The organism is Streptomyces himalayensis subsp. himalayensis, from assembly GCF_013778455.1.
GTDB classification, from domain to species: Bacteria; Actinomycetota; Actinomycetes; order Streptomycetales; family Streptomycetaceae; genus Streptomyces; species Streptomyces himalayensis.
This window is the reverse complement of the sequence record NZ_JACEHE010000015.1, coordinates 30,804-48,370: the sequence shown is the minus strand read 5'-3', so window position 1 is coordinate 48,370 and position 17,567 is coordinate 30,804. Positions and strand designations below refer to the sequence as shown.

Sequence of the window (17,567 nt, the reverse complement as noted above, 5' to 3'; positions counted from 1 at the left end):
CACCGCGGAGCGGTTGTCCACCCCCGTCGAAATGGTCCTGTGGGCCTTTTGCTGCGCGGTCAGTGGCAGTTCTTGTAGCCGTCGTCCGACGTCGTCCAGGAGCAGGAGTCCAGCAGCGTGCCGTTCGGCTTGATCAGCCGCGCCTTGTCGCTGGTGTTGTTCCAGACGTACCAGCCGCGTCCCCAGTAGCGGACGCCCGCGGCGTTGGTGCCCTTGCCGGTGCGGACCTTGACGGTCTTGCCGGCCCCGATCCGGTAGCTGCCGAAGGTGTACGTGTAGCCGGTGTTGTCCTTCAGTTTGTAGCCCTTGAGCTGGATCGCGGAGCCGGTGTTGTTGTGGATGTTCACCCACTCCGCGTTCAGTGAGGAGTTGGAGCCGCCGTCCGAGCCCGGGCTGTCGTACTGGATGTAGCCGAGGTGCAGACCGCTCTGGTGCGCCGCCGAGGCCGCCGAAGCCGGGGTTGCGACGAGCAGGGGCGCGGTCAGGGTCGCTAAGGCGACGGCTGCCTGGACCAGGGAACGTATGCGCAAGTTGTGCTCCAACTGTGAAGGTCCGGTGGAGAGGAGTTGAGCATAGGGGCTCCACCTGACCCAAAGGTGGCGGTGTCTCACATTCCGCTTGTGCAAATTCTTCTTGTGCGGGTGTGTGCGGATGTGAGTGGGTCTTATGCGGAACTCATACGTCCGCCATCTTCTTGTTGTGCACGTGACAGGCGTCGGTCGCCCCCCGCAAATTCAATGCCCCTGACAACAACCGTCAGGGGAGGGCCAGATGACACCCGCACGTCCGACGCCACCGTCCGAGCACGACCCCGAACTCCGCGCCGCCGCCCGCCACCTCGGCCGCCGCCGCTTCCTCACCGTCACCGGCGCGGCCGCCGCGCTCGCCTTCGCCACCAACCTGCCGGCCGCGGGCGCAGCGAGCGCCGCCGAACTCGACGCGGCCCAGATCACCGAGAACCCGTTCACGCTCGGCGTCGCCTCCGGCGACCCGCTCCCCGGTTCCGTGATCCTCTGGACCCGGCTCGCCCCCGCGCCGTACGAGCCCGACAGCGGTCTTCCGCAGGAGCGCGTCACCGTCCACTGGGAGCTCGCCCACGACTCCGGCTTCCGTCGGATGGCCAGACGCGGCACCGCCACCGCGCACCCCGAGTTCCACCACTCCGTCCATGTCGAGGTCTCCCACCTCGACGCCGGACGTGTCTACTACTACCGCTTCCGCGCCGGGAGTTGGGTCAGCGAGACCGGCCGCACCCGCACCGCGCCCGCGGCCGGCAGCCGGCCCGGCGCGCTGACGCTCGCCGCGGTCTCCTGCCAGGCGTACCACGACGGGTACTTCACCGCGTACCAGCACCTGGCGCAGGACGACGTCGACATCGTCTTCCACCTCGGCGACTACCTCTACGAGTACGCCGTCAACTCGGTGGGCGGCTACCGCAACTACACCGACCGCACCCTGCCCGCCCACTTCAACCGCGAGACCATCACGCTGGAGGACTACCGCCTGCGGTACGCCCTCTACAAGTCCGACCCCGACCTGCGGGCCGCGCACGCCGCGCACCCCTTCGTCGTCACGTGGGACGACCACGAGACCGAGAACAACTACGCGGGCGACATACCCGAGAACTCCGTACCGCCGGAGGAGTTCCTGCTGCGCCGGGCCGCCGCCTACCGCGCCTACTGGGAGAACCAGCCGCTGCGCCGCCCGCAGCAGCCCGAGGGCCCCGACATGCAGCTCTACCGTCGTCTCCACTGGGGCCGGCTCGCGCAGTTCGACATCCTCGACACCCGGCAGTACCGCTCCAACCAGGCGTACGGGGACGGCTGGCAGTACCCGGGCCCCGAGTCCGAGGACCCCTCGCGCACGCTGACCGGCGAGACCCAGGAGCGGTGGCTGCTCGACGGATGGCGGAACTCGCAGGCACTGTGGAACGTCGTGCCGCAACAGGTCACCTTCTCGCAGCGGTACAACACCACGACCCTGCCGTCCAAGGTGTCCATGGACGCCTGGGACGGCTACCCGGCCTCCCGTGAACGCGTCCTCGCCGGGGCGGAGTCGGCCGGAATCGACAACCTGATGGTGCTCACGGGCGACGTGCACGTCGGCTACGCCTTCGACATCAAGCGGGACTTCGGCGACCAGGCCTCGAAGACCGTCGGTACCGAGATCGTCGCGACGTCCGTCTCCAGCGGCCGGGACGGCGCGGACAAGCCCGCCAACTGGGACACCTATATGGCGGCCAACCCGCACATGAAGTTCTACAACGGGCGTCGCGGCTATGTGACGGTCGAGCTGGGCGCCGGGTCCGCACGCGCCGACTTCAAGACGGTCAGCGCGGTGACGACGCCGGGGGCGCCGATCACCACGGCCGCGTCCTTCGTGACGGAGGCGGGGAACCAGGGGCTCAACCCCGCCTGACCGGGATCGAGCCCGCCTCACGCGGACGCGGAGGCGGGCGCCGGAACCGGCTCAGGCCGACACGGCCTGAGCCGCGAGGTCCGTCTCGCCGGGATAGCGGACGCCGATGCGGTCACGTACCGCGTCGAGCGTCCGCATCACCGCGAGGGAACCGTCGAGCGGCACGAGCGGGGACTCGGTCTCGCCCGCGCGCAGGCAGCGCATGACCTCCACGGCCTCGTGCTTGAGGCTGGCGGCCGTGCCGGCGGCCGGGTCCGCCACGAACTCCTCCGGGTCGCGGCCGTCGCGGTGCAGTACGAAACGGTCGGGGTGGAAGAAGCCGTACGGGATGTCGATGCGGCCCTGCGAGCCGGTGACGGACGCCATGACGGGGGTGCCCCCGATGATGGAGCAGTGCACCAGGGCATGAGCACCGCTCTCCCACGAGAGCAGCATTCCCGTCTGGAGATCGACGCCCTCGTCGGAGAGCACCGCTCTGGCCGTGATGTCCGACGGCTCACCCAGCAGCAGCTGCGCGAACGACACCGGATAGACGCCCAGATCCAGCAGCGCGCCGCCGCCCTGGGCGGGATCCCGCAGCCGGTGCGAGGCGGGGAACGGGCCCGACAGCCCGAAGTCGGCCTGGACGGTGCGGACTTCGCCGATCGCACCGTCGTCCACCAGCGCCTTGAGTCGCCGTATGAGCGGGTTGCAGTACATCCACATGGCCTCCATCAGGAAGAGGCCGCGCTCCCTGGCCAGGCCCACCAGCTCCTCGGCTTCGCGCCCGTTGAGCGTGAACGACTTCTCGCACAGCACGTTCCGGCCCGCCTCCAGGCACAGGCCCGCCGCCTCGCGGTGCGCCGAGTGCGGCGTCGCCACATAGACGACGTCCACCTCGGCGTCCTCGGCCAGGGCGCCCCAACTGCCGTACGCCCGCGGGATGCCGAAGCGCTCCGCGAAGGCCTTCGCCGAGGCGTCCGTCCGCGAGGCCACCGCGACGACCTCCGCGTCCGGCAGGTCCAGCAGATCCGCGGTGAACGCGGCTGCGATCCCGCCGGTCGCCAGAATTCCCCACCGCACCGGTTGTGTCGTCATCGAGGTTCCCTCCCTGTTCGCCCTCCGGCGGTCTCGACCACCGCGTTCGAGCTGAGAGCATATGGGGCGGAATCAAGGACCGGGAGGGGGGCCATGCGCGAGCGCGGCCGGAGGAAGTCAGCAGACGCAGGGGCGGACGGCGCCATAGGCCATGGCCCCGTGGAGGACGGCCCCACAGACGCGGGGCAGCGGGGTTCCAGAGGGGTGAAGGGCGGAGAGGGTCAGGCTGCCGGGCCCGTTGCCGCCCGCCGCACCGGACTGCTCGTCACTCTGGTGCTCGCCGGGCTCACCGCCGTACCGCCGCTCTCCATGGACATGTACCTCCCGGCGCTCCCGGAGGTCACCGACGCGCTGCACGCGCCCGCGGCGACGGTTCAGCTGACGCTGACCGCCTGCCTCGCGGGCATGGCGCTCGGGCAGCTCGTCGTCGGACCCATGAGCGACAAATGGGGCCGCAGGCGCCCGCTTCTCGCCGGGTTGCTCGTGTACATCGTCGCCACCGCGGTGTGCGCCTTCGCGCCCAGCATGGAACTACTCATCGCTTTCCGCCTGGTCCAGGGCCTGGCGGGCGCCGCGGGCATAGTGATCGCCCGCGCGGTCGTCCGCGACCTGTACGACGGCGTGGAGATGGCCCGCTTCTTCTCCACCCTCATGCTGATCTCCGGCGTGGCCCCGATCGTCGCCCCCCTCATCGGCGGACAGGTGCTGCGGATCACCGACTGGCGCGGCGTCTTCGTCGTCCTCACGGTGATCGGCGTCGCCCTCACCGCGCTCGTCTGGCGCGTGCTGCCGGAGACACTCGACCCCGACCGGCGGCACGCGGGCGGCACCGCCGAGGCGCTGCGCACCATGCGCGGCCTGCTCGCCGACCGGGTCTTCACCGGCTACATGCTCGCCGGCGGCTTCGCCTTCGCCGCGCTCTTCTCCTACGTGTCCGCCTCGCCGTTCGTCATCCAGGAGATCTACGGCGCGTCCCCGCAGACCTTCAGCCTCCTCTTCGGCATCAACTCGGTCGGCCTGATAGCCACCGGCCAGATCAACGGAAAGCTGCTCGTCGGCCGGGTCAGCCTCGACAAGGCCCTCGGCTTCGGCCTCGCCGTCATCACCGCCGCCGCCACGGCCCTGCTGCTCCTGACGACCGGCGTCTTCGGACCCGACGCGGGACTCGTCCCGATCTCCGCCGGACTCTTCGTGCTGATGTCCGCGATGGGTCTGGCCCTGCCCAACACCAACGCGCTCGCCCTCATGCGCACCCCGCACGCCGCGGGCTCCGCGTCCGCGCTGCTCGGCACGTCCTCCTTCCTCATCGGAGCGATCGCCTCGCCGCTCGTCGGCATCGCCGGCGAGGCCACGGCCGTCCCGATGGCCGTCGTCCAACTGGCGTGCGCACTGGTGGCGGTCGCCTGCTTCGTGGCACTGTGCCGTCCCTGGCAGCCGCGCGCACAGGAAACGAGCCTGCGCGCCGGAAGCGGGGCCCCGCAGCGGAAGAGCGCCCGGGAGGAGGCGGAGCACTGAGCGCACCACGACTGCGCACCGGCACCCCGGAGCGCGCAGGGCTCGACCCCGACGAGATGCGGCGGCTCCTGGCGGAGGTGCGGGCGCTGCCCGAGGGGGAGCGGCCCTGGTGCGCGGGCGTGGTCGTGCTCGCCGGGCGCGGCCCGGTGATCGCCGTCGAGGAGGCGTACGGCTGGGCGGAGCGCTACGCGGCGTACGACCCCGAGACGGACACGGGCGTCGAGCTGCCGCGCGAGAGGTGGGTGCCGATGACCACCGACACCTCTTTCGACCTGGCGTCGCTCACCAAACTCTTCACCTCCGTCGCCGCGGTGCAGCAGATGGAACGCGGCACGCTCGGCATCGACGCGCGCGTGGCGGCGTACGTTCCCGAGTTCTGGGCGGCGGCCGAGCACGGCATCACCGTGCGGCAGCTGCTCACCCACACCTCCGGGCTGCGGCCCGAACTGCCGCTGTACGACTGCCCGGACCAGGCGGCACGCCTCGCCGCGCTGCGGGCCGAGGCCCCAGTCACCGAGCCCGGCACGTACTGCTACTCCGACCTCAACATGCTGCTGCTCCAGCACGTGCTCGAACGCATCGCGCGCCGACCCCTCGACGTCCTCGTACGGGACGGGATCACGCGGCCCCTCGGGATGACGGCCACCGGCTTCGGCCCGCGCCCGGGTGCCGCCGCGACCGAGGACCAGCGCAGGACCTGGGCGAAGGCGGACCGCGGGATGCTGCGGGGCGTGGTGCACGACGAGAACGCCTGGGCGCTGGGCGGTGTCGCGGGTCACGCCGGTCTCTTCTCGACGGCGCGGGATCTGGCGGTGCTCTGCCGGGCGCTGCTGGCCGGCGGCTCGTACGGTACGGCGCGCATCCTCGGCCCCGACTTCGTGGAGCTGATGCTGACGCCTCCGGGGCTGGGCTTCCGTATCGACCAGCCGTGGTTCATGGGCGAGCTGGCGGGGCGGGGTGAACCCGGCGGCCCGGGCGCGGCGGGGCACACCGGGTTTACGGGCACGTCGCTGGTCCTGGACCCGGCGACGGACACGTTTCTGGTGCTGCTGGCCAATACGGTGCATCCGCGGCGGCGGGAAGCGGGCAGCAGACCCCGGGCGGCGGCGGGCACACGGCTCGCCCGGGCCGCGCGGGGGCGGTCTTAGAATCGCTGGGTGAACGCCCCTGTTTCCGCTACCCCAGCCGAGACCCTGCGCACGGCCCTCGCCGGCCTTCTTGACGGTCTGCCGCCGACGCAGGCCGCGCAGGCCGTGGACCGGCTGATCGCCAACTACCGGGGGCGCACTCCCACCGACGCCCCGGTGCTGCGTGACCGCTCGGACGTCGCCGCGTACGCCGCGTACCGGATGCCCGCGACCTTCGAGGCGGTCCGCTCGGCGCTGGGCGCGCTTGCGGAGGCCGCGCCCGCCGAGTGGGCGCCGGACAGCCATGTGGACGTGGGCGGCGGGACGGGCGCGGCGACCTGGGCCGTGGCCGCGACCTGGGACGGCGAGCGGCCGGTGACGGTGCTGGACTGGGCGGAACCCGCGCTGGCGCTGGGCCGCGAACTGGCCTCGTCCTACGAGCCGCTGAAGTCCGCGGTGTGGCAGCGCTCTCGTATCGGATCGGCGCTCACCATCGAGAGCACTGATCTGGTGACGGTGTCGTATGTGCTGGGCGAGCTGACCGACGGCGACCGTCGGGCGGTGGTGGACGCGGCGGCGAGCGCCGCGCGGTCCGCTGTCGTGATCGTCGAGCCGGGGACGCCGGACGGCTACGGGCGGGTGATCGAGGCCCGCGACCGGCTCATCGCCGCCGGGTTCCGGATCGCGGCGCCGTGCCCGCACAGCGCCGCGTGCCCCATCGTCCCGGGCTCCGACTGGTGCCACTTCTCGGCCCGGGTGAGCCGGTCGTCCCTGCATCGCCAGGTGAAGGGCGGCTCACTGGCGTACGAGGACGAGAAGTTCAGCTACGTGGCGGCCACCCGGTTCCCCGTCGCCACGGCTGAGGGCCGTGTCGTCCGGCGGCCCCAGATCCGCAAGGGCCAGGTCCTGCTCGACCTGTGCTCGGCGGACGAGGCGCTGCGCCGCGAGACGGTGACCAAGCGGCACGGGACGCTGTATCGGGCGGCTCGCGATGCCGACTGGGGGGACGCGTGGCCGCCGGCGGCCGCCGACTGAGGCGGCACCCGCCCGGCCCCGCCGCGCCTACCGACCTCCGGCCCCCGTCAGCAGCGTCGGTGCGTCTGTGATCACGCCGTTGCAGCCCAGCCGCAGTACGCGGTCGCGCTGTTCGCGGGTGTTCACCGTGTGCGCCCACACCCGGGGGATGCCCGAGCGCACGGCGCGTACGAGATCGGAATCACGCGCCCGGTAGTCGACGTCAAGGACGTCCACGAAGGACGCCCAGCGCTCCGGCCGGTCCGTGCGCATCTGCTTGTGCGAGCGCCACAGCTGGGAGACGAGCCCCAACCGGTGGGCGCGCCGGGCGACTTCGGGGTCGTTGGAGTTGACCAGCACCGAGCGGATCAGGCCGCGGGTGCGGATCATCCTGGCGAGCGTGTCGAGGCTGTCCGGGTCCTTGGCCTCCAGCATCAGGACGACGTGGCCGCCGAGGCGGTCGAGCACCTCGGCGACGGTCGGCGGCCGCTCGGCGCGCCAGCGGCCCGGCAGCTTCGGGTCAGGCCGCAGCCGTACCTTCTGCCACTCCCCGAGGGTGAGCCCGCGCACCGGGCCCTTCGTGCGGGTCGTGCGGTCCAGGGTGGCGTCGTGCATCGCCACCACGGTGCCGTCGCGCAGCATCCGCGTATCGACGTCGAGGGCGTGGGCCGAGCCCCGCCGGTACGTCGCCATCAGTCCCGACATGCTGTTCTCCGGCACCTCCAGGGCGCCGCCGCGGTGTGCGGTGTAGACGACGCGGGGGAGCGCGTCGATCGTCAGGGGGGCGCCTCCCCATTCCAGGGGAGTGAGGCCCGCGGCCGGGCCCGCGACGGTCAGCGTCGCCAGGCCGGCCAGCACAGTCCTTGTGACCATGGCGACCACGGTAGGGGGAGGTATGCGGTAAATGTCCGCATTGACACCCGCGGTTGGTATCGCCCCACGTACCCCGGATGTGGACTGCGGTCACCGGGGGCTCAGGATGGTGGCACCATGGACGAAACGTCGGCGAGATGAGGGGATACATGGGCGCAGGGTTCGGCCACCGGTCCGGCGGGCAGGGCAGGATTTCCCAGTGGCTGCGCGCTCGTCGTCCGAAGGACACGGGCGATGACGCCCGTCGCGAGGCCCTGTTGCTGGCCGTCGCCTCGGAGGGACTGCCGCTCGCGCCGGCCGCGTACCCCTCGGGGTACGGGTGTTCCTGCGACCGTATCGGCTGTCCCACGCCCGCCCGGCACCCCGTCTCCTTCGCCTGGCAGACCCAGTCCACGACGGACCGCGCCCAGATCGAGCGGTGGGCGCGGCATCAGCCGCAGGCCAACTTCATCACCGCGACCGGCATGGTCCACGACGTGCTCGACGTGCCCAGGGAGGCGGGGCTCGAGGCGTTGGAGCGGCTGCTCGCCGACGGGATCGACGTCGGGCCCGTCGCCGAGTCCGGCGGCGACCGTGTGCTCTTCTTCACGGCGACACGCGGTACGCCCGAGGATGAGGACGAGTGGTGGCCCTGCGAGCTGGACTGCCACCCCGAGACGATGGACGAGCACCCGGGCCTGCGGTGGCACTGCCGCGGCTCGTACGTCCTGGTCCCGCCGGCCCAGCTGCCCGGCGGGGCGAGCGTGACCTGGCTGCGCGGGCCGGAGCTGGCGCTCCCGGACCCGCTGACGCTGCTCGAGACCCTGACGGATGCCTGTGCCCGCTATGCGGGGCAGGAGCCGGACCACCTGACCGCCTGGCCCCTGCGGGGCTGACGTGCCTGCCTGGCCCCTGCGGGGCTGACCCTCCGGCCGTCACTGGCCCCTGCGGGGCTGACCCTCCGGCCGTCACCGGCCCCTGCGGGGCTGACCTGCCTGCCTGACCCCTGCGGGGCTGACCCTCCGGCCGTCACTGGCCCCTGCGGGGCTGACCCTCCGGCCGTCACCGGTCCTCGCAGCTCCGGCCCTCCCAGCACTGGCCATCGCAGCAACGGCCCCTTCAGGGGGGGCGGCGCGCGCGTCGGCCAGGCGTCCGTTCGGCCCCGTCGAGAGGCGGTCCCGGCCGCCTACTCGCCCCTCGCCCCCGTCAGCCCCTGGATCCGGCTGAGGATCTTGATCCTGTCGTCCGAGGCGGTCTTCGCCGGGTCCAGCACTGCCTGGTTGGAGACCCACTCCAGGGTGAGCGACTGCTTGGGCTCGCCCGTCATCAGTGCCTCGATGTTCGCGTCGTTGACCGTGAGGGTGACACCCTGCGCCGCGGTCTGCTTCTCGTAGTGGTGCGTGGTGAAGAACACCAGCGCCCCGCCGTCGTCGGTGCGCAGGCCCACCGGCGCGTAGTCGCCGGACGTCAGAGGCTCGTCGACGTACTGCCGGGCCAGGCCGGGCCTGCTGGCGTTCTTCTCGCGGGCGGCGCGCCACTGCGAGGTGTGCGTGCCGGGCGCGAAGGAGGTGCCGCCGTCCTTCAGATAGGTCGCGTACGAGCGGCTCAGATCCTTCGGCTCGACCGCCAGGTCCGCGGCGTTCGCGGTGACCGGCTCCGCCCAGCCGTCCTTGTCCTTCTTGAACTCCGGTATGTCGTCGGGGGAGAGGACCGTCAGATACGAGACCTCCCACACCTCGTCCGCGCCGCCCCGCGTGAACACCAGCAACCAGCGGGCGTTCTCGCTCTTGTTGGAATGGGTGTCGGCGACGAACCAGCGCGGCCAGCCGGCCTTCTTGGGGATGGTGAACTCCGCGTCGGTCAGCTTCAGCGGCACATGGGACGGGTTGCCGTCCGGATGGTTCGTATGGCCGGCCTTGTGCTTCGCGGCGTCGATGTCGGCGAGCGCGCCGGTCACGCGATCCGCGTCCACGGACTGGTCGTACATCTTGTCGGCCTTGTTGTACGCGATCAGGAAGTCCTTGAGGGCGCGTGCCGCCTCGGCCTTGGTCGCGGCCGGGACGACCTCCCGCTCCCCGTGCACCGTCACGCACCCGCTCGCCGTCACCGACAGGGCGCTCATCAGCGCCACCGACACGGCCGGTCGGCTGAGACTGCGAAGCTTAGACATCGGGTTCCCCTCACCTTCCCCTTCCCGGGGCCGAACCTTACCGGGGTCAGGAACAGCGCGAGTGCGGGGATCACGTACGGCGCCCGCACCGTGACCTCGGTCGCGGGAACCGGGGCGGCGGTGCGGGCACTTGGATCAGCGCGGGCCGATGATCAGCCGGCGATTCGTCCGGTCAGATCTCCTCGCCGACGGGACGGGCCTCCTTCGCCCTGGCGCGCCCGGATCCCACGCGCATCGGGGAGAGGAACAGCGCGAGCGTCGGGATCAAGTACAGCGCCCACACCGTGACCTGAAGCACCGTCGGGTTGGGCTGGAAGTTGAACACACCCTTCAGCAGCGTCCCGTACCAGCTGTCCGGCGGGATGGTCTCGCTGATGTCGAAGGCCTTGTTGGTCAGGCCCGGCAGGATGTCGGCCTCCTGCAGGTCGTGGAAGCCGTACGCGAGCACGCCCGCCGCCACGACGACCAGCATGCCACCCGTCCAGGTGAAGAACTTCGCCAGGTTGATGCGCAGCGCCCCGCGGTAGAAGAGCCAGCCGAGCGCGACCGCCGTGGCCAGACCGAGCACGACGCCGGCCAGCGGGGCGTACGTGCCGTCGTTCGAGGCGCGGACCGACGCCCACACGAACAGCGCGGTCTCCAGACCCTCGCGGCCGACCGCCAGGAAGGCGGTGGCGACCAGCGCGCCCGTGCCCATCTGCAGCGCCGCGTCCAGCTTCCCGTGCAGCTCGGACTTCAGATGGCGCGCGGTGCGGCGCATCCAGAAGACCATCCACGTGACCAGGCCCACGGCGAGGAGCGACAGCGTGCCGCCGAGCGTCTCCTGCGCCTCGAACGTCAGCTCCTGGGAGCCGAATTCCAGCGCGCAGCCGAAGCCGAGCGCCAGCGCGACGGCTACCCCGATGCCGATCCAGATGGGCCGCAGCGCGTCACGCCGCCCGGTCTTCACCAGATACGCGATGAGGATGCAGACGACGAGGCTCGCCTCGAGCCCCTCGCGCAGGCCGATCAGATAGTTGGCGAACATCTCACGCCTTCCCGGAGAACAGGGCCCGGCCCCACCAGTCGTCCTTGTCGCGGACGCCCGGCGGGATCGCGAAGATCGCGGAACCCACGTGCTGGATGTACTCGTTGAGGGCGTCGGCGCGCGCCAGGCTCTGCTGCACCGGGATGAAGCCCTTGCGGACGTCGCGCTGGTACGCGAGGAAGAACAGCCCTGCCTCCAGGCGGCCGAGGCCGTCCGTGCCGTCCGTGAAGGAGTAGCCGCGCCTCAGGATCTTCGCCCCGTTGTTGGTGTCGGGGTGCGCGAGCCTCACATGCGCGTCCGGCAGCATCGCCTTCAGGAACGGCTCGTCCCGCTCCTTCGCCTTGCCGACCGGCGCCCCCTCACCCTTGTCCCGGCCGAAGATGTCCTCCTGCTCCTGCAACGAGGTCCGGTCCCACGTCTCGATGTTCATCCGGATACGGCGCGCGACGAGATACGAACCGCCGGCCATCCACGCAGGGCCGTCCGAATCGGACACCCACACGTGCTTGGCCAGTTCAGCCGTGTCCGTGCCCGCGATGTTGCGCGTGCCGTCCTTGAAGCCCATGAGGTTGCGCGGGGTCTGCTCCTCGGGAGTCGTCGAGGACGTCTTGCCGAAGCCCAGCTGCGACCAGCGGATGGCTACCTTGCCGAAGCCGATGCGGGCGAGGTTGCGGATGGCGTGCACCGCGACCTGCGGGTCGTCCGCGCAGGCCTGGATGCACAGATCGCCGTCGCTGCGCGCCTTGTCGAGGTTGTCGCCGGGGAACTTCGGCAAGTCCAGCAGGGCCTCCGGCCGCTGCTCCCGCAGCTCGAACCTGTCGAACAGGGACGGCCCGAAGCCGATCGTGAGCGTCAGCCGTGAGGGCTTGAGGCCCAGCGCCTCGCCGGTGTCGTCCGGCGGCGCCTCGGCGAGACCGCCGTACGCGCCCTCGCCCACCGTCCGCCCGGCGGTCATCCGGTCCGCCGCCTTCGTCCAGTCGTTGAGCAGCTGCACGAACTCGGCACGGTCGTCCGTCTTCACGTCGAACGCCGCGAAGTGCAGCCGGTCCTGCACCGGAGTGGCGATGCCCGCCTGATGCGCCCCGTGGAACGCCACGGCGGCGCCGGACTCGGCCGCGGGCGCGGGGGAGTCCGCCGACCGCGCCACCGCGACGGCGCCGCCCGCCGCGGCGGCACCGAGCGCGAGCCCGGCACCGCCCCAGCCGAGCAGCGAACGCCGCGACGGGACAGTGGAGTTGGCCACCGGCGCAGGCGCCGGTTCCTCCGCGGTCCCCGTCGGCTGTTCCGGCTGGTCGGAGAGTTCCTGCTGTTCCTGCGCTACGGGCTGTTCCGCCATGGTCTTCCCTGCCTGACGTCCCTGGACCTGCTGCTGCCTACTTGACGACGACCGCGGCCGCGAGCTTGGACAGCGGCTCCGCAAGCGCGTTGACGGCGTCCGACAGCTGCTTGCGCTCGTCCTCGCCGACCTTGTCGTAGGAGGTGAACTCGTAGGAGTCCTTGTTCTCGCGGTACTTGTCGAGCAGCGCGTCGAGCGCCGCGAACTGCTTGTCGAGCTCCTTCGTCAGCGCGGTGTCGTTCTCGGAGGCGACCGGCTTCAGCAGCTCGTACGACTTCTCGGCGCCCTCGACGTTCGCCTTGAAGTCGACCAGGTCGGTGTGCGAGTAGCGCTCCTCCTCGCCGGTGACCTTGCCGGTGGCGACCTCGTCGAGGAGCTCCTTGGCGCCGTTGGCCATCGAGGTCGGGGTGATCTCGGCCTTGCCGACGCGGTTCTGCCAGTCGGTGAGGTCCTTCACCAGCAGATCGGCGAGCTCCTTGTCCCGGTCGGTGATCTTCTTGTCCTGCCAGAGGGACCGCTCCAGGCGGTGCCAGCCGGTCCAGTCCTTCTCCAGGTCCTGGCCCTCCTCGAGACCGTCCTCGCGGACGTCGACCTTCGGGTCGATGTCCCCGAAGGACTCGGCGACCGGCTCGGTGCGCTCCCAGCCGATACGCGAGTCGGCGTACGCCTTCTTCGCGGCCTCGATGTCACCGTCCTTGACCGCGTCCGCGAAGACCTTCACCTTCGGCAGCGTCTCGTCGGCCTGCGCCTGCACGTACTTGCGGTACGCGGCGACAGCCGCGTCGAGGCGCGGGTCGCGCTTGGCGGTCGTACCTCCGCCGGTCGCCTTCACGTCCTGGCGGATGCCGTCGCCCTTCATGCCGGGCTTGCAGGCGATCCGGTAATCGCCCGCCTTCACTTCAGCGGTGACCGTCTGCTTGGTGCCCGGGCCGATGTTCTCGCGCTCGGTGACGACGCGGTCGTCCGGGAAGAGGATGTAGACCTCGGTGACCTTGGAGCCCTTGTTCTCGATGGCGAGCTCGATGTGCCCGGCCGGGAACTCCTTCTTGGAGACCTCGCACTTGGTGTCGGTCGCGGTCACCGCGATGACGCTGTCATCGCCCTGTGCACTGCTCTTCTCGGTGCAGCCCGTGACGGCGGTCAGAGCGGCCGCGGTCGCGGCGGCGGTGACGACGGAGAGTCTTACGGCTCGCATTCGGGCTCCAAGGAGGTTCATGGAAAGGGCACAGATAAGAGGTGAGGCGGGCCTAACTTATCTGAGCCTTACCTCACCAGTACCTGCCCGTCCAGTGAATCTCCTCTCATTGCAGACGTACGAGCACGACTTGATCACGGTGGCCCAAAGCAAACCTCATACTCCGGTCAAGTGCGGGTCAAGGGCCCCGCTTTGGGCTGATCACGACGCCGCCGGCCCCGGGGCGACGACCTCGCGGCGCGGGTGATGTTTCAATGCGCGGGTGACTAGCTTCGACGTACTGCGGGTCTTCTGCGGGCCGGGCGGTGGATACGGCAACGAGCTGGGCGTCGTCCGCGACGGCTCCGTGCTGCCGGACCCCGACGACCGGCAGGCGTTCGCCGCCAAGCTCGGCTTCAGCGAGACCGTGTTCGTCGACGACCCCGAGCGCGGGGTCATCGACATCTACACCCCCACGCTGCGGCTGCCCTTCGCCGGCCATCCCTGCGTGGGCACGGCGTGGCTGCTCGACGTACCCGAGCTGGTCACCCCGGCCGGGGTCGTCGGCGCCCGCCTGGACGGCGAGTTCAGCTGGATCGAGGCCCGGGCCGAGTGGGCGCCGCCGCGTACGCTCCGCCAGTACGGGTCGGCGGCCGAGGTCGACGCCCTTCCCGTCCCGGCGCCCGGGGAGTGGATCTACGCCTGGGCCTGGGAGGACGAGTCCGCGGGGCGTGTCCGCGCTCGGGCCTTCCCTGGTCGCGACGACGGTATCGACGAGGACGAGGCGACGGGGGCGGCGGCTCTGCTGCTCACCCATGAGCTGGGCCGTGCGCTGAACATCATCCAGGGGAAGGGGTCCCAGATCCTTACGGCGCCGGGGCCCGAGGGGTGGATCGAGGTGGGCGGCCGGGTGCGACAGGCTGGATTTTCCAGCCCGTCTGGGGGCACCTCCTGGGGGCACCCCCAGCGTTAGCTGGGGGAGTTAGCTGGGGGAGCTTGAGGACCGGGGGTCCAGGGGGCTGGCCCCCCGGTTACGGGAAGGGGCGGGGTGGGGGGATCAAGCACTCAGCGGGAACTCATCCCCCAGCGCCCTGAACACCGCCGTGTTCAGGGCGAACGCCCGCTTGCACTCCGCGACGATCCGCTGCTTCTCGAGGTCGTCCACCCGCACCCGGTCGAGCAGCTCGCGATACCCCCGCTTGAACGCGGCCGGGTTGGTGATCCCCTCGAAGACGTAGAACCGCACCCCGTCACCCTTGCGTGAGAAACCCCAGGTCCTCTCCGCCTTGTCGCGGATGATCTGGCCGCCGGACAGGTCGCCGAGATAGCGGGTGTAGTGGTGCGCGACGTACCCGCCCGGCCATGTGCGCGCGCACTCGGCGACCCGCGCCGCGTACGCCTTCGTCGCCGGCAGCGCGGCCAGCGTCGAACGCCACCCCGCGCCCCGCAGATGCGCGAGGTCACGCTCCAGCGCGGACAGCCGCAGCAGCTCAGGCCGTAGGAACGGACCCGCCACCGGGTCGTCCGCCAGCCTCTGCGCGCCGCTCTCCAAGGCCTCGTACACGAACCACAGCTGCTCCGTGTACCGCGCGTACGCGTCGACGCCGAGCCTGCCGCCCAGCATGTCGCTCATGAACGTCGTGGTCTCCGCTTCCGTGTGCGCATCGTGCGACGCGGTGCGGATGAGCGTCGAGAACGCCGTGGCCGGCGTGTCCGACGAGTTCATGAGGACCTCCGGGGCGAAGGGGAGCGACGGTAGCCGGTCAATATCTTTTATGGTTAGGGTCACCTAAGTCAACAGTTTCCCGACTCCCTGTCGGTAAAACCGTACCTCCGATTCCCGGTGTCACCCACATGGAAGAAGCCCGCTCTTAGAGCGGGCTTCCCGATGAGGTGCTTGAGGTGCGGAGCTACGGCAGCGTGAGGATCTCGGCCCCGGTGTCCGTGACGACCAGCGTGTGCTCGAACTGCGCGGTCCGCCGCCGGTCCTTCGTCACGACCGTCCACCCGTCGTCCCACATGTCGTACTCATGCGTGCCGAGCGTCAGCATCGGCTCGATCGTGAACGTCATGCCGGGCTGCATCACGGTCGTCGCGCGGGGGCTGTCGTAGTGCGGGATGATCAGGCCGGAGTGGAACGACGAGTTGATCCCGTGACCGGTGAAGTCGCGGACCACGCCGTAGCCGAAGCGCTTGGCGTACGACTCGATGACGCGGCCGATGACGTTGATCTGGCGGCCCGGCCGGACCGCCTTGATCGCGCGGTTCAGGGACTCACGCGTCCGCTCGACGAGCAGCCGCGACTCCTCGTCCACGTCCCCGACCAGGTACGTCGCGTTGTTGTCACCGTGCACGCCACCGATGTACGCCGTGACGTCCAGGTTGATGATGTCGCCGTCGCGCAGGATTGTGGAGTCGGGGATGCCGTGGCAGATGACCTCGTTGACTGAGGTGCACAGCGACTTCGGGAAGCCGCGGTAGCCGAGCGTGGAAGGGTAGGCGCCGTGGTCGCACAGGTACTCGTGTGCGACCCGGTCCAGCTCGTCCGTGGTCACGCCGGGCGCGATGATCTTCGCGGCCTCCGCCATCGCCCGCGCCGCGAGGCGCCCCGCGATCCGCATCAGCTCGATCGTTTCGGTGCTCTGCACCTCCGGGCCTGTGTACGGCGTGGGGCCGGGCTTGCCCACGTACTCCGGGCGCCGGATGTTTCCCGGGACCGTGCGGGTGGGAGAGAGCTCCCCTGGTACGAGCAGTGACTGGCCAGACATATCAAGGAGTGTATCCAGCAGCCGTGGGGCACCATGGCGGCGTACTCCGAGGATCCATGAGGAACTCAGGCGATGAGGAGCCGGTGCGATGGCCCTGTTCAAGAAGCGGACGGTCGGGAAGCCGGGCGAGTGGTACTACTGCCTGGAGCACAAGAAGGTCGAGGAGGGGCCGGAGTGCCCAGGGAAGGACCGCTTCGGGCCGTACGCCACCCCGGCGGAGGCACAGCGGGCCCTGGACATCGCGGCCGAGCGGAATCTCCAGTGGGAGAACGATCCCCGGTGGCATGACGCCGCCGCGCGGGGCGAGGACGACGACTGAGCTGAAATAGCCCGTCCGGCGATTGAGGACGAGCCCGTCAGGGCGATCCGGGGTCCGGGGCGGAGCCCCGGCGGCACGCCGTCACCACCGTGACGGCGGCGGAGCCGTCAGCTGGTCCGCCAGGCGGGACAGGCGGTCGCGGAACCGCCTGCGGCCCCGCGTCTGGGGCAGCGTGTTCTCGCCCGCCGCCGCGCTGACCAGGTGCTGGACGGTGTCCAGGTCGAGCTCGGGGTTCTCCGGTACGGCGAGGGCCTCGTGCGCCATGGCGTGCAGGTCGCGGTCGCCGGAGTCCAGCGCGAACACGGTGGCCCCGGACCGCCGCGCATCGTGCACCCGCTCCAGCAGCGGTGCCCCCGGTGCGTCCGGCGCCACCACGAGCAGCGTCTCACCGCGTTTCGCCGCCTCGACCCTGCCGAGCCCGACGGAGAGGTGCGCCGGGTCGCCGGGGCGCACCCGGTGCCGTACGAGTGTCGGGGACAGCGCGGGTGTCCCCGACCACGCGGCCTCGTCCACGAGGTGCGCGGCCAGATGCCATGGCTCGTAGTCCTCCGTGCCCACCAGCAGCAGCCCGCCGCCGTGCGGCACGACGGAGGACCGCAGCGCGGCCGCGAAGTGGCGCGTGGTGCCGAGCCACTCGGTTCCGGCGAGCACTTCGCGCAGCAGCGCGACCCGTACGGCGTCCATGTGTCCGCATCCTGCCGCAACTGGTAAGTGGTCAGGCCGAGTTCACCGCGAATTCGCTCAAGGTGGGCAACAGGCGGCGAAACTGA

Annotated in this window: 17 protein-coding genes; 7 read left to right on the top strand and 10 right to left on the bottom strand. The window is 70.8% G+C overall.

Features of this window, described 5'->3' with window-relative positions:
- Positions 1-59 precede the first annotated feature (59 nt).
- A complete protein-coding gene (locus H1D24_RS23650) occupies positions 60-530 on the bottom strand; it encodes a lamin tail domain-containing protein (protein ID WP_181659678.1) in 471 nt (156 codons plus the stop codon).
- A gap of 241 nt (positions 531-771) precedes the next feature.
- Between H1D24_RS23650 and H1D24_RS23645 the strand changes: the two genes are divergently transcribed.
- Positions 772-2,418 (top strand): alkaline phosphatase D family protein, encoded by a 1,647-nt coding sequence (locus H1D24_RS23645; protein WP_181659677.1) that lies wholly within the window; start codon positions 772-774, stop codon positions 2,416-2,418.
- Between the two features lie 51 nt (positions 2,419-2,469).
- On the opposite strand, the gene H1D24_RS23640 is transcribed toward H1D24_RS23645, so the two are convergent.
- Positions 2,470-3,495, bottom strand: a complete 1,026-nt coding sequence (locus tag H1D24_RS23640) for a Gfo/Idh/MocA family protein (protein WP_181659676.1) — start codon at positions 3,493-3,495, stop codon at positions 2,470-2,472.
- 93 nt (positions 3,496-3,588) lie between these two features.
- Here H1D24_RS23640 and H1D24_RS23635 point away from each other — a divergent pair, with 93 nt between their 5' ends.
- From H1D24_RS23635 to H1D24_RS23625, 3 genes are read left to right on the top strand one after another with little or no spacing between them, the layout of a single operon-like run.
- Entirely contained in the window at positions 3,589-5,010 is a 1,422-nt protein-coding gene (locus H1D24_RS23635) for a multidrug effflux MFS transporter (protein WP_181659675.1), read from the top strand.
- Between the two features lie 56 nt (positions 5,011-5,066).
- Positions 5,067-6,158, top strand: a complete 1,092-nt coding sequence (locus tag H1D24_RS23630; RefSeq protein WP_258564262.1) for a serine hydrolase domain-containing protein — start codon at positions 5,067-5,069, stop codon at positions 6,156-6,158.
- A 9-nt stretch (positions 6,159-6,167) separates the two neighbouring features.
- Entirely contained in the window at positions 6,168-7,172 is a 1,005-nt protein-coding gene (locus tag H1D24_RS23625; protein ID WP_181659674.1) for a small ribosomal subunit Rsm22 family protein, read from the top strand.
- A gap of 27 nt (positions 7,173-7,199) precedes the next feature.
- Here the strand turns inward: H1D24_RS23625 and H1D24_RS23620 are convergent, their stop codons facing one another.
- Positions 7,200-8,024 carry a glycerophosphodiester phosphodiesterase gene (locus H1D24_RS23620; protein WP_181659673.1) on the bottom strand — a complete coding sequence of 275 codons (825 nt, stop codon included), beginning with the start codon at positions 8,022-8,024 and terminating at the stop codon, positions 7,200-7,202.
- A gap of 149 nt (positions 8,025-8,173) precedes the next feature.
- Between H1D24_RS23620 and H1D24_RS23615 the strand changes: the two genes are divergently transcribed.
- On the top strand, positions 8,174-8,899 hold the full coding sequence (locus tag H1D24_RS23615; RefSeq protein WP_181659672.1) for a bifunctional DNA primase/polymerase: 726 nt from the start codon (positions 8,174-8,176) through the stop codon (positions 8,897-8,899).
- Positions 8,900-9,189: 290 nt separating this feature from the next.
- Here H1D24_RS23615 and H1D24_RS23610 read toward each other — a convergent pair whose 3' ends face one another.
- From H1D24_RS23610 to efeO, 4 genes are all read right to left on the bottom strand, one after another.
- Positions 9,190-10,173 (bottom strand): SCO2278 family lipoprotein, encoded by a 984-nt coding sequence (locus H1D24_RS23610; RefSeq protein WP_181659671.1) that lies wholly within the window; start codon positions 10,171-10,173, stop codon positions 9,190-9,192.
- 172 nt (positions 10,174-10,345) lie between these two features.
- The gene (gene efeU / locus H1D24_RS23605; protein ID WP_181659670.1) at positions 10,346-11,200 is read right to left on the bottom strand and encodes an iron uptake transporter permease EfeU; all 855 of its coding nucleotides are present in this window, start codon (positions 11,198-11,200) and stop codon (positions 10,346-10,348) included.
- Position 11,201: 1 nt separating this feature from the next.
- Positions 11,202-12,536 carry an iron uptake transporter deferrochelatase/peroxidase subunit gene (gene efeB, locus H1D24_RS23600; protein ID WP_181659669.1) on the bottom strand — a complete coding sequence of 445 codons (1,335 nt, stop codon included), beginning with the start codon at positions 12,534-12,536 and terminating at the stop codon, positions 11,202-11,204.
- A 37-nt stretch (positions 12,537-12,573) separates the two neighbouring features.
- On the bottom strand, positions 12,574-13,731 hold the full coding sequence (gene efeO / locus H1D24_RS23595) for an iron uptake system protein EfeO (RefSeq protein WP_181659668.1): 1,158 nt from the start codon (positions 13,729-13,731) through the stop codon (positions 12,574-12,576).
- 262 nt (positions 13,732-13,993) lie between these two features.
- Here efeO and H1D24_RS23590 point away from each other — a divergent pair, with 262 nt between their 5' ends.
- Positions 13,994-14,683 (top strand): PhzF family phenazine biosynthesis protein, encoded by a 690-nt coding sequence (locus H1D24_RS23590; protein WP_181659667.1) that lies wholly within the window; start codon positions 13,994-13,996, stop codon positions 14,681-14,683.
- Positions 14,684-14,767: 84 nt separating this feature from the next.
- Here the strand turns inward: H1D24_RS23590 and H1D24_RS23585 are convergent, their stop codons facing one another.
- Complete coding sequence (locus H1D24_RS23585) at positions 14,768-15,436, bottom strand: biliverdin-producing heme oxygenase (protein WP_181659666.1); 669 nt, start codon at positions 15,434-15,436, stop codon at positions 14,768-14,770.
- Positions 15,437-15,620: 184 nt separating this feature from the next.
- Positions 15,621-16,478 carry a type I methionyl aminopeptidase gene (map, locus tag H1D24_RS23580; RefSeq protein WP_181659665.1) on the bottom strand — a complete coding sequence of 286 codons (858 nt, stop codon included), beginning with the start codon at positions 16,476-16,478 and terminating at the stop codon, positions 15,621-15,623.
- An 88-nt stretch (positions 16,479-16,566) separates the two neighbouring features.
- Here map and H1D24_RS23575 point away from each other — a divergent pair, with 88 nt between their 5' ends.
- Positions 16,567-16,797 carry a hypothetical protein gene (locus H1D24_RS23575; protein WP_181659664.1) on the top strand — a complete coding sequence of 77 codons (231 nt, stop codon included), beginning with the start codon at positions 16,567-16,569 and terminating at the stop codon, positions 16,795-16,797.
- An 81-nt stretch (positions 16,798-16,878) separates the two neighbouring features.
- Here H1D24_RS23575 and H1D24_RS23570 read toward each other — a convergent pair whose 3' ends face one another.
- Complete coding sequence (locus H1D24_RS23570) at positions 16,879-17,481, bottom strand: hypothetical protein (RefSeq protein ID WP_181659663.1); 603 nt, start codon at positions 17,479-17,481, stop codon at positions 16,879-16,881.
- Positions 17,482-17,567 lie beyond the last annotated feature (86 nt).